The organism is Bradyrhizobium sp., from assembly GCF_036009065.1.
Taxonomy (GTDB): domain Bacteria; phylum Pseudomonadota; class Alphaproteobacteria; order Rhizobiales; family Xanthobacteraceae; genus Bradyrhizobium.
Genome location: NZ_DASYMN010000076.1, coordinates 1 through 9,723, shown reverse-complemented (window position 1 = coordinate 9,723; position 9,723 = coordinate 1). Strand labels below are relative to the sequence as shown.

Annotated in this window: 10 protein-coding genes; 4 read left to right on the top strand and 6 right to left on the bottom strand. The window is 64.1% G+C overall.

Features of this window, described 5'->3' with window-relative positions:
• Positions 1-65: 65 nt before the first annotated feature.
• The 3 genes from VGP39_RS05065 to VGP39_RS05055 all read right to left on the bottom strand — a co-directional run bounded on the left by VGP39_RS05065 (position 66) and on the right by VGP39_RS05055 (position 3,869).
• Entirely contained in the window at positions 66-1,763 is a 1,698-nt protein-coding gene (locus tag VGP39_RS05065) for a GMC family oxidoreductase (protein WP_327567016.1), read from the bottom strand.
• Between the two features lie 311 nt (positions 1,764-2,074).
• Positions 2,075-3,295, bottom strand: coding sequence for a hypothetical protein (locus tag VGP39_RS05060; RefSeq protein WP_327567015.1), 1,221 nt, complete (start codon positions 3,293-3,295; stop codon positions 2,075-2,077).
• 250 nt (positions 3,296-3,545) lie between these two features.
• Positions 3,546-3,869, bottom strand: coding sequence for a hypothetical protein (locus tag VGP39_RS05055; RefSeq protein WP_327567014.1), 324 nt, complete (start codon positions 3,867-3,869; stop codon positions 3,546-3,548).
• A gap of 116 nt (positions 3,870-3,985) precedes the next feature.
• Between VGP39_RS05055 and VGP39_RS05050 the strand changes: the two genes are divergently transcribed.
• The 3 genes from VGP39_RS05050 to VGP39_RS05040 all read left to right on the top strand — a co-directional run bounded on the left by VGP39_RS05050 (position 3,986) and on the right by VGP39_RS05040 (position 6,070).
• The gene (locus VGP39_RS05050) at positions 3,986-4,387 is read left to right on the top strand and encodes a metallopeptidase family protein (RefSeq protein ID WP_327567013.1); all 402 of its coding nucleotides are present in this window, start codon (positions 3,986-3,988) and stop codon (positions 4,385-4,387) included.
• A gap of 226 nt (positions 4,388-4,613) precedes the next feature.
• On the top strand, positions 4,614-5,219 hold the full coding sequence (leuD, locus tag VGP39_RS05045; protein WP_327567012.1) for a 3-isopropylmalate dehydratase small subunit: 606 nt from the start codon (positions 4,614-4,616) through the stop codon (positions 5,217-5,219).
• A 65-nt stretch (positions 5,220-5,284) separates the two neighbouring features.
• Positions 5,285-6,070 (top strand): hypothetical protein, encoded by a 786-nt coding sequence (locus VGP39_RS05040; protein ID WP_327567011.1) that lies wholly within the window; start codon positions 5,285-5,287, stop codon positions 6,068-6,070.
• 154 nt (positions 6,071-6,224) lie between these two features.
• Here VGP39_RS05040 and VGP39_RS05035 read toward each other — a convergent pair whose 3' ends face one another.
• Positions 6,225-7,103 carry a CoA ester lyase gene (locus VGP39_RS05035; protein WP_327567010.1) on the bottom strand — a complete coding sequence of 293 codons (879 nt, stop codon included), beginning with the start codon at positions 7,101-7,103 and terminating at the stop codon, positions 6,225-6,227.
• Positions 7,104-7,202: 99 nt separating this feature from the next.
• Between VGP39_RS05035 and VGP39_RS05030 the strand changes: the two genes are divergently transcribed.
• Positions 7,203-7,853 carry a carbonic anhydrase gene (locus VGP39_RS05030; protein ID WP_327567009.1) on the top strand — a complete coding sequence of 217 codons (651 nt, stop codon included), beginning with the start codon at positions 7,203-7,205 and terminating at the stop codon, positions 7,851-7,853.
• A gap of 94 nt (positions 7,854-7,947) precedes the next feature.
• Here the strand turns inward: VGP39_RS05030 and VGP39_RS05025 are convergent, their stop codons facing one another.
• Positions 7,948-8,502 carry a TIGR00645 family protein gene (locus VGP39_RS05025; RefSeq protein WP_327567008.1) on the bottom strand — a complete coding sequence of 185 codons (555 nt, stop codon included), beginning with the start codon at positions 8,500-8,502 and terminating at the stop codon, positions 7,948-7,950.
• Between the two features lie 201 nt (positions 8,503-8,703).
• The coding region (locus VGP39_RS05020) for an aspartate-semialdehyde dehydrogenase (protein WP_327567007.1) at positions 8,704-9,723 on the bottom strand (1,020 nt) is incomplete at its 5' end.

Genomic DNA, 9,723 nt, shown 5'->3' with positions numbered 1-9,723 from the left:
TACGCTGCGCTAATCCGCCCTACGGTCTACCCCCGGCAAAGCCGCGTATGTAGGGGGCATGCCGTTCATTGCATCATGCCTGCCGCGATCTTTTCCGCCACCATCAGGGTTGGAAAGTTGGTGTTGGCGCACGGCACCACGGGGAAGATCGAGGCATCGACCACGCGCAGACCCTGGATGCCCTTGACGCGGCCTTGGGCATCGACAACCGCCATTGCATCGTCCGTCCTGCCCATCCGGCATGTGCACGAGGCGTGCCACACGCCGATCGCCGCCTTGCGCACGAAGGCCTCCAGCGCCTCGTCGTCGCGCATCACCTGGTCGAAGGTGAATCCTTCGACAATGAAGTTGTCGATCATGGCGCTGCGCAGCGCCGCCGGCCCGTCCATCAGCGCGGCGGCGATCGCGGTGAGGATGCGGTTTTTGGCGTTGACCACGCCGATCTTGCGCACGCGGTCCGTATACGAGGCCGGGAACGGCTTGTCGGTCACCGCCTGAAGCGGCGCGCTGATCTGCAGCGCCGCCATTTTGCGAAAGCCGCTCATCAGCCGCTCGAGGTCGCGGCGATCCGACAGCAGGTTGAACTCGACGACCGGCTCCGCCGATGGGTCGCGCGAGGCGAGTTTCACCTGCCCGGTTTCCGAATAGGTCTTGTAGACGCAGGTGAGCAGCGAGCCGATCTGCGCGCCGACGGCGTGCCAGGCCGACTTGGAGAGCACGACGACGAACATGTCGCCGCCCGGTACGCCTGACAGCCCCGATGAGTAACGCAGCGCCACCTGGACATGGCGCCTGGTGTGGGCGTTCATGCGCGCGCCGGGGCGGATAAAGGACGACAGCGCGATCGAGGGATGATCCATCAGCCGCTGGCCGACGCCCTCAAGCCCCATCAGAACCGGAATGCCCATCGCCTTCAGCTGGCCGACCGGGCCGATCCCGGCGCGCAAGAGATGCGCCGGCGAATGGATCGCGCCGCAGGACAGCACGACCTCCCGGCCGCGGAAATCTTGTTCGCGGCCGTCGACGCGCGCCTTGACGCCGACGCAGCGCGTGCCCTCGAACAGCAGCTCGCTCACCTGCGTGTTGGTCGAGATCGTCAGGTTGGCGCGCCTGCGGGTTTCAGCATCGAGATAGCCCATCGCCGCCGAGACCCGTTGCTCTGACTGATTGGAATGCGTCACCGGAAAATAGCCGTCGACGAACTCGCCGTTCTGGTCGGGCAGGAAGGCGTAGCCCGCGAGCTTGCAGGCTTCGCCAGCGGCTCGCGCGAGCCCCGTCCAGTGCGCTTGCGGGATGCGCCGCACCGGGATGCGGCCATCCTTGCCGTGCAACGGCCCGTCGAAGTCGAGGTCGCGCTCGACCTTCCTGAAGTAGGGCAGCACGTCGTTCCAGCTCCAGCCCGCAGCGCCCCGCGCCTGCCATTCGTCGTAATCGGTGGGCGCGCCGCGGTTGGCCAGCTGGCCGTTGATCGAGGAGCCGCCGCCGAGCACCCGCGCTTGCTCGTATTTGCGCAGCGGCGGAGGATTCTCTTGCGGATTGTTGTGGCTGACGACCTCGGTTGTGACCTTGAGCCCGGTCCAGTGGAAGCGCGGATCGAAATACGCCGTGCCCGAATAGCTGTCACGAATCTCGGGCGGCTCGTTGCCGGGCGGCGTGTCCGGGCCCGCCTCGCAGAGCAGCACTTTGTTGGCGCTGCCGGCGGAGAGCCGGTGGGCCATGACCGAGCCTGCCGAGCCACCGCCGACGATGATCGTGTCGTACACCTGGGCGTCCCTCTGGTTTATTCGTAGGGCGGATTAGCCGACGGGTCGCGCGAACGCGCGCCCGATGGCGTAATCCGCCGATGCCCGTACACCAAAACGGCGGATTGCGCCTTCCGCATTCGCTCGTTGAACTACAGCGGACGTGGTTGGCTAATCCGCCCTACGAATCGCGATGTGTCAATTCGGCGAACAGCGAAGCTAGTCCGTAGGGCGCAATCGTTTATTGCGCCGCTTCGCGCCGTTGTCTTGACACTTGATTTGCTGGAAACCGCCCGGCGCCGCAATGCGCTGCGCTTATTGCGCCCTACGTGCTACGGGGTCAGATCCCGCACCACGCCGTAGCGGCTGAGGGCGCTGCGCGACAGCAGGGTCCAGCTTGCCTCCCACGAGCTCGAATTGAAGGCGACCTGCGACTTGCACAGCAGCCGCTGCGGTCCGGAGGTCTCGCGAAGGAACAGCGTGAGCCGGCCGTCGGCGTTGTAATCCAGCGTCATCGGGCCGGTCTGGAAAACCGTGGCGAGGATCTGCCAACCCGACCACTGCTGGGTTTCGGTGTCGGCCATGGTGTTGACGCGGACCGTCTTGGCGCCGTCCTCGGCGACCACCACGATGTGCCCGTCGCCGTCGATGCCGTTGGCGATTCCGACCGCCGCCGTGCCGATCTGGAACGGATTTGCCCATGGCGCGAAGCTGTCGCTGTTGGCGGGCACCTGCCGGGTGTGGACGACTTCGCCGCCGGAACCAAGCCCGATCACATTGAGGCTGCCGAGCGGATCGAGCCGCAGCGTCGGGCTTGAGCCGTCGAAATGGCCTTGGGTCATGTCGACCCAGGCAATCCAGTCGCCTGGCGCCTGGGCGGCGGGGGTCATCTGCCGCGTATAGAAGATGTGCTGCGTCGCATCGTCGAAGGCGGTGCCGGCGAGCGCGATGGTGGTGTCGCCGTTGTTGGCCGCGGTCATGACCTCGAGTTTCCGCGCGGCGAGCTGCTGCCACGCGCTCCACGGCGTCAGCGGCGGCGCCGAGACCGGTACGGTGATCGTGATCGGTTTGTCGGTGCCGGGCGGGGTGACCGTGATGGTCTCCTCGACGATACGGTCCGGGTTCTCGTAAATCCACCAGACGTAGCCGGTGTCCCTTGCCAGGCCGAAAACATTGACCTTGCCGTCGCCGCCGCGGGTGGTGACCAGCTGGCTGAAGCCCGGCACGCCCGGCGGCAGACCGAGATCGACCGGACCCAGCCACTTCACCGCCGCGCCACTGCTGTCCGGCGCCTCGACATAGAAATGCACCGCCGACGCAGGCTTCGCCTGTCCCAGCACAACCACGCTGCCGTCGCGCGCCACGCCCGCGACCATGACGTCGTACTGGTTGGCGTTGTTGACCCAGGCCCAGTCGTCCACCCACTGGCCGTTCGGCTTGTCCTGCGCGCGCCAGATCAGGTTGGAATTGGTGGCGTTGATGGCGATCGCCATCAGCCGCGAATTCTCGAAATAGGGCACTTCCCTGCGTGCCGCGTCTTGACCTTGGGTCATCATGCCACTCCCTCAGTTGGGACCGAATTGCTTGAATTCACGCGCACCGCGCACGCGGAAAGCGAAGATGCTGAAAAAGAATAGCGGCGTATGTCGCCTGATAACATATTCTCGCGGTAAAATTTCGGGAGTCAAGCGTTACACGTTTTGCGTTTGTGACATAACAATCCGCAAAGGTTGCGCTGTGCGAGTGCAAGTTAAAGAATCAGACGTCGATGGCTGCGCCTGAACGCGTCCTGAATATGCTGCCCTAGCCGGGGCGCCAGAAGCAGTTCATGCGCGGCGTAATGACCGTGCCGCTGGGCCGGAATTCCTCCACTAAAGTGGCAGTGCAGTCGCGCACGGCGTTGCGGCCGGGAAAGTAGCGCGGATAGACATCGTCGGGGTTGTAGCGCGGGTAGACCCTGATCCGGGTCGGCGGCCGGCGGACCCTGCGGCTCTGCGCGGAAAGCTCAGTGCCGGCGGGCTGCGATGCCTGCACGATCCGCGGCGCGTTCTGCGCCTGCGCGCCGGCCACCGGCAACAGAAATGTACCGGCAACCGCCAGCATGAGTGCCGCACTTCCGATCCGCATTGTCAGCCTCAACTAGAAACCTGCACCGGCACTACGGTCTCCGATTGCCGCGCATCCGTCAACCATACCAAATCCCAACTTTTGCGAAGTCGCGCCCGATCCTCTAAACGGAACCGATGTGGAGCTCCGCAAAAGCGCCTTCGTTGGCCGAGTTGGAAGCCATGGCGCACGACGTATTCGCGCGCCTGCCAAAGGGTTTTCGCGACCTCTGCGAAGGCGTGATCCTCCGCGTCGACGATTTTCCGACCGACGAGGTGCTGGGCGAGATGAAGGCGCAAAGCGAATTCGACCTGCTTGGCCTGTTCCAGGGTGTCGGGCTGCCGTTCCGCAGCAATGACGACGTGGCGCGGCTGCCCAACATGGTGTGGCTGTATCGCCGCCCGATCCTGGATTACTGGGCCGAGCACGACGAGACGCTCGGCCACATCGTCCGTCACGTGCTGATCCACGAAATCGGCCACCATTTCGGCCTCTCGGACGCCGACATGGAAGCGATCGAGGCGCAAGTTGCAGAGTAGCCACGAGTACCGCCGTCATCCTGAGGTGCTCGCCGCTTCTTGCGGCGAGCCTCGAAGGATGGCCACAAGCGCGGCGCCCGCGGCCATCCTTCGAGACGCCGCGCAAGCGCGCGGCTCCTCAGGATGACGGAGGTATGTGTGGCTCGCAGTCAACTGCAGCAATTTGGGGCTTGGACCACCGCCACGATCGGGCTACAACCCCGTCCTCACATCCGGGAACAGTGCCATGGACAAATTCACCACGCTGGAGGGCGTCGCGGCGCCCTTGAAGATCATCAATGTCGATACCGACATGATCATCCCCAAGCAGTACCTGAAGACCATCAAGCGCACCGGTCTCGGCAAGGGCCTGTTCTCGGAGCAGCGCTACAAGGATGACGGCTCGGAAAATCCGGATTTCATCCTCAACAAGCCGGCCTATCGCAACGCCAAGGTGCTGGTCGCCGGCGACAATTTCGGCTGCGGCTCCAGCCGCGAGCACGCGCCATGGGCGCTGCTGGATTTCGGCATCCGCTGCGTGATCTCGACCTCGTTCGGCGATATTTTCTACAACAACTGCTTCAAGAACGGCATCCTGCCGATCCGCGTGACGCAAGACGACCTCGACAAGCTGTTCGACGACGCCGAGCGCGGCGCCAACGCGACGCTGAGCATCGATCTTGCGGCGCAGGAAATCCGCGGCCCCGACGGCGGCACCGTAAAATTCGAGATCGACCCGTTCCGCAAGCACTGCCTGATCAACGGCCTCGACGATATCGGGCTGACGATGGAGAAGAAAGCCTCGATCGACAGCTACGAGGCGAAGGCGAGGCAGGAGCGCGCCTGGGCGTGAGTTGAATGAGTTCGAGTCGAAGCGGTCCTCACCTCTCCCCTTCGGGGAGAGGTGAGCTGAGCCGCATGCTCCCCGACGTCGTCACCTTCTGGCATGGCAAACTCGATCGCTTAAGGCAGCTGTGCCTGCGATCGCAGCTCGCCGCCGGCCATAGCGTCACGGTCTACAGTTTCGAGCCGCTGGCGGAATTGCCGGACGGCGTCGGCAATGCCGAGGCCGAGGCGATCCTGCCGCGCGCGTTTTCCGAGAAATTGCGCCCGCCGAATCCTGACGGAACGTGGCGCGACTGGACCACGCTGCAGTTTTCGGATTTTTTCCGGATGCGGTTGATGGCGCGCAACGAAGGCCTTTGGCTCGACGCCGACGTGCTGCTGCTCAAAGCGGTCGAGATCGATCCGGCAACACCCTTGTTCGCATGGGAACGGCCGCGCCAGCTCGGCAACTCGGTGCTGCATCTGCCGCCCGACGATGCAATCGTCGCGGCGTTCGAAGACCTGATGAGCCAAGACGAATTGACGCCGGACTGGCTGGCGCTGCGCCATCGCCTGACATTCATGCTGCGCAAGCTGCGCGGCGGCTCGCAGCGTCTTTCCGACATTCGCGTCGCGATCTATGGTCCCGCGGCGCTGACCGCGCTGGCGCGCAGAACCGGCGCGCTGCATCATGCCTTGCCGAAGAAATCCTTCTACGCGGTGCACGCCGAGCCGGAACTGTTTTTCGAACGGTCGGATTTTTCCGCGCTGATCGATGATCCGGAAATCATCGGTTTTCACATTTCGCCAAAAGGCCGCGGCGACGAGACGCCTGCGCCGGGCAGCCTGCATGCCTGGGCGGCGGAGCAGTTTGGATAGACCCCGCGCATGTCGGATCTGCTGCTGCCTGCCCCGGACGCAGCGCAGCGCATAGCAGTGCGCTGCAGAGCCGGGGCCCGGCTTGCTTAACCGGGTCCCGGCTCTGCGAAGCGGCATGAAGAATGCCGCACCGCGTCCGGGACACGGTGACTCGTCACTTCCCCATCGCCGCGATCGCGTCGGCGATGGCGATGGTGCGCCTCGCCATGTCGGCGTGAAGCCGCTCCACCATGGCGCCGTCGAGCTGGATCGCGCCGCGCGCGGCATTTTCCGGCCGCTCGAACGCCGCGATGATTTTTCGCGCCTGCGCGACCTCTTCGGCGGGCGGGGTGAAGATGGCGTTGCAGGCCTCGATCTGGCCGGGATGGATCAAGGTCTTGCCGTCGAAACCGAGGTCGCGGCCTTGCGCGCATTCCTGCGCAAAGCCGTCGACATTGCTGAAATCGCTGTAGGGCCCGTCGAGGATTTCAAGCCCGTGCAGCCGCGTGGCGAGAATGCAATGCGTGATCATCGGCAGCATCGCGGCGCGCCCCGGCTGCATCCGGATCCGGGTCTCGCGCGCAATGTCGTTGGGGCCGAACACGAATCCGGCCAGCCGCGTTTCCGAATCGCGCGAGGCCGCGGCCAGTTCCTCGACATGCAGCACCGCGCGCGCGGTCTCGATCATGGCCCAGACCCGGATCGACATGGCGGCGCCGATGTCGCTGAGCCGGTCGGCGATCGCCGTCAAGTCCTTCACACTGGAAATCTTCGGCACCAGGATGCCGTCCGGCCGCGCCTTGCCGGCCATGTTGACGTCCTCGATCCACCACGGCGACTCCAGCGCGTTGACGCGGATCAGCACTTCGCGGTTGCCGAAGCCGCCGGCCGCGACCGCCTCCGCGATCATCCCGCGCGCGGTCGCCTTGGCGTCCGGCGCGACGGAATCCTCGAGGTCGAGGATGATGCCGTCGGCGGGCAGATTGCGGGCTTTCTCCAGCGCCCGCGCGTTCGACCCCGGCATGAACAGCAGGCTGCGGCGCGGACGGATCATGGTTTTGTTCCCTGTCGATCGTGAGACCCCACGCGATAACATTTCAATCCGCGGCCCGAAAGACTTGTTAGCGCCGGCCGCGTGTGGTTAGGCATTGCGATGTCGTCCTTTCCGTCCCATCTGCTCGAGGGCTACCGGGCTTTCACGTCGCAGCGGCTGCCGACCGAGCAATCGCGCTATCGCGAGTTGTCGGTGCGCGGCCAGTCGCCGGAGGTGATGGTGATCGGCTGCTGCGATTCCCGTGTCTCGCCGGAGGTGATTTTCGACGCCGGTCCGGGCGAGCTGTTCGTGGTGCGCAATGTCGCCAACCTGGTGCCGGTCTATCAGCCCGACGGCGGCGCCCATGGCGTGTCGGCGGCGCTGGAATACGCCGTGCAGGTGCTGCGGGTAAAACACATCGTGGTGCTCGGCCACGCGCAATGCGGCGGCATCCGCGCCTTCATCGACAACATCGAACCGCTGACACCAGGCGATTTCATCGGCAGATGGATGTCGATGTTCATCAAGCCCGGCGAGAAGGTCGAGCAGCGCGACCGCGAGACGATGCAGGACTTTGTCACCCGGATCGAGAAGGCCGCGGTGTTCCGCAGCCTGGAAAACCTGATGACGTTTCCGTTTGTGAAGAAGCCGGTCGAGCGAAGCGACCTGCACCTGCACGGCGCCTATTTCGGCGTCGCCGAGGGCTCGCTGTTCGTGCTCGATCAGGAGGCCAAGGAATTTTATGGGGTGCGGGGGGCACAGACTTCATAAGCGTCATACGCGGGCTTGACCCGCGTATCCATCTTCTTCGCAAGAGTCTTTCGGAAAGGATGGATTGCCGGGTCAAGCCCGGCAATGACGATGATTACTCCCCGCCGTGATCGCCGCCGCTCCAGCGGTCGGACAGCGCCAACGTCGCGGCCGAGACCACGAACACCAGATGTACGCCGACCAGCCATGCGAGCTTGCTGGGATCGAAGATGGTGTCGATGTTCATGAATGCCTTCAGCACCTGGATTGCCGAGATCGCGACGATGGAGGCCAGCAGCTTCTGCTTCAGGCCGCCGAAATTGACCCTGGTCATCCAGTCCGGCCAGTCCGGATGGCCGCCGGGGTCGATCTTGGACACGAAATTCTCGTAGCCGGAAAACACCACGATCAGGATCAGGTTGCCGGTCAGCGAGAGGTCGATCAGGCTGAGCACGCCGAGGATGATGTCGGACTCTTTCGATCCCGGCGCGTGGATGATGAACTCCCACAGCACCATGAAGAATTTGAGCATCAGCACCGCGAGGCTGATGATGAGGCCGAAATAAAACGGCGCCATCAGCCAGCGGCTGTTGAACAGCAGGCTTTCGAATCCGGTCTCGACGCGTTTCAGCGTCGAATTGGGCCGATTGGGAGCCGGTTGCTCGGTCATTGGCGGGTACCGCCTCAAGGTTTCGTAGGCGCTCTTACCCTCCCCTGGAGGGGGAGGGTCGGCGAGCATCGAACGAAGTGAGATGCTCGACGGGGTGGGGTGAAGCTGCGGATGAACACGTCACCCCACCCCGCCGCGAATTTCATTCGCGGCGACCCTCCCCCTCCAGGGGAGGGTGAAGTCCACCGCTCCGCTACGGGGTTACGCCGCCGCCTTTTTCTTGGCGCTGATCAGCTTGCGGTTGATCAGGCATTCGGCGATCTGGATCGCGTTCAGCGCGGCGCCCTTGCGCAAATTGTCGGACACGCACCACAGCACGAGGCCGTTCTCCACCGTGGCGTCCTCGCGGATGCGGCTGATGTAGGTGGCGTCCTCGCCGGCGGCCTCGTAGGGCGTGACGTAGCCGCCGGGCTCGCGCTTGTCGATCACCAGGCAGCCCGGCGCGTTGCGCAGGATGTCGCGCGCCTCATCGGCCGAGATCGGATTCTCGAATTCGATGTTGACCGCCTCGGAATGGCCGACGAACACCGGCACCCGCACGCAAGTGGCGGACAGCTTGATTTTGGGATCAAGAATCTTCTTGGTCTCCATCATCATCTTCCACTCTTCCTTGGTGTAGCCGTCCTCCATGAACACGTCGATCTCGGGGATGACGTTGAAGGCGATACGCTTGGGGAATTTCTTGTTGATCAACTCGCTGTTGGTGTAGACCGCCTTGGTCTGCGAAAACAGCTCGTCCATGGCGTCCTTGCCGGCGCCCGACACCGATTGATAGGTCGAGACCACGACGCGCTTGATCACCGCTCTGTCATGCAGCGGCTTCAGCGCCACCACGAGCTGCGCGGTCGAGCAGTTCGGATTGGCGATGATGTTCTTCCGGGCGAAGCCTGAAACGGCATCCGCGTTGACCTCGGGCACGATCAGCGGCACGTCCGGGTCCATGCGCCAGGTCGACGAATTGTCGATCACGACGGCGCTGGCAGCCGCGATCTTCGGCGACCATTCCTTCGACACCGCGCCGCCCGCCGACATCAGGCAGATGTCGACGTCGCTGAAATCGTAATGCTCCAGCGCCTTGCATTTCAGGGTGCGGTCGCCATAGGACACTTCGACGCCCATGCTGCGGCGTGACGCCAGCGCCACCACCTCGTCGGCGGGGAATTTGCGTTCGTCCAGGATGTTGAGCATTTCCCGCCCGACATTGCCGGTCGCTCCGACCAG